The 1750-nt window shown below is 65.0% G+C and carries 2 protein-coding genes; one reads left to right on the top strand and one right to left on the bottom strand.

The features are described from left to right. Positions 1–511: isopentenyl-diphosphate Delta-isomerase (idi, locus tag WCB02_RS08705; RefSeq protein WP_423957541.1), on the bottom strand; the 511-nt coding region annotated here is incomplete at its 3' end. A gap of 165 nt (positions 512–676) precedes the next feature. On the opposite strand from idi, the gene hpnI reads away from it, so the two are divergent. Continuing rightward, the coding region (gene hpnI, locus WCB02_RS08700; RefSeq protein WP_423957539.1) for a bacteriohopanetetrol glucosamine biosynthesis glycosyltransferase HpnI at positions 677–1750 on the top strand (1074 nt) is incomplete at its 3' end.

The following is a 1750-nucleotide window of genomic DNA, read 5'->3' as shown; positions in this document are numbered from 1 at the left end:
AACAATTGGCGCTCGTCAGCTCCCGTTGTAGGAGCTCGGAAGACATCCAGCGCCAGTCCGCGATTTCTTCCGGATTGACCTTCGGGGGGCCTTCGGAGCGGCCGATGAATACCGAGCAGATCTCGTGTTCGGCGCCGGTGGCGTCGAATTGCGCGTGGTATTGGAACTTGAACAGGAATTTGAGGTCGCAGCGAATGCCCAGTTCTTCCCCCAGGCGTCGCCGGGTGGCGACATCCATGGTCTCCGCGCGGCGCGGATGGCTGCAGCAACTGTTCGACCAATACAGGGGCCAGAGGCGCTTGCTGGCGGCCCGCTGCTGTACCAGGAGATCGGCGCGGTCGTTGAAGATCAGCAGGGAGAAGGCACGATGCAGCACCCCACGTCCCTCGTGGCACAGCGATTTGCTCAGGTGGCCCACCCGGCGGTCCGCCTGGTCCACGAGAATCAATGCGTCGGAATCTGCCATAATATCGCTATTATCGATTCGTTCCGCAGGTCCAGCTTCGTCCATCTCGATAGCCTCTACGGGTCGGCGTGTCCGCCGACGGTCATCGGCGGATCATAGCGTCATGCGGAAGGGCCGCGCCAGCCTGCGGCGGAACTACCCGCCCTCGAACCGGCCGCGCCGACACCGCGCAGTTGGAGTTCTTCAGTGATCGTGAGTCCGCATACATGGATGTCCTGGTTGGGTACGGCGCTTGCGGCCGCTGTCGCCATTTACACGGTGTTGGCCGCCTATGCCGTGCGGACCCGCCTCAAGCCCCACACGGCCTGGCCGCCGCTGCGCAAGGCCGCTCCGGTGACGATGCTCAAGCCGCTGTGCGGGACGGAGCACGAGCTCTACGAATGCCTCCATTCGTTTTGCGACCAGGACTATCCCCGCTTCCAGATCGTCTTCGGAGTTTGCGACGAGGATGATCCAGCGATCGGCGTGGTTGCCCGGCTCGCTCGCGAATTCCCCCGCGTGGACATCCAACTCGCCGTCGATCGCCGGCAGCATGGGACCAGCCGCAAGGTGAGCAATCTGATCAACATGATGCCCTACGCGCGTCACGACCTCCTGGTGATCTCGGACAGCGACGTGCGCGTGGGCCGGGACTATCTCGCCCGCATCGTGGCCCCGCTCGCCGATCCGGCGGTCGGCGTCGTCACCTGTCCGTATCTCGGCCGCCCCATGAAGGGGCTCTGGTCGCAGCTCGGATCCCTGTTCATCAACGATTGGTTCACCCCGTCCGTCCGTGTCGCGGCCATGTTCGGATCGCGGGCATTCGCGTTCGGCGCGACCATTGCGATCCGGCGGCAAGTCCTGCGGCGCATCGGCGGATTCGCGGCGATCGCCAACCAGCTGGCCGACGATTACCGGCTGGGCGAATTGACGCGCGCATTGGGTTTGCGCACCGTGCTCTCCGACGTCGTGGTCGAGACCTGCGTGGACGAGCCGAGCTTGAGCGAGCTCGTGAACCATGAGTTGCGGTGGCTGCGCACCATCCGCATCGTGCGGCCGGTGGGCTACAGTCTCTCGGTCGTGACCTTCGGCGTGCCCGTGGCCGCCGCCGGATGCCTGCTTGCCGGCTTTGCGCTGCCGGCGATCACCCTGTTGGCCGTCACCGCTCTCGCCAGGATCGTGCTGCATCTTCGCGTGCGCGGCGCCAATTTCCAGCCGGCCCACCAGTTGTTGCTGCTGCCGGTCCGTGACATGTTGAGCCTCGCCCTATGGGCTTGGGGCTTCGCGACGCGACGCGTTCAATGG

The organism is Bradyrhizobium sp., from assembly GCF_049581145.1.
GTDB lineage: Bacteria > Pseudomonadota > Alphaproteobacteria > Rhizobiales > Xanthobacteraceae > Bradyrhizobium.
Note: the sequence above shows the minus strand (reverse complement) of the source record. Positions and strands in the feature narration are given on the sequence as shown.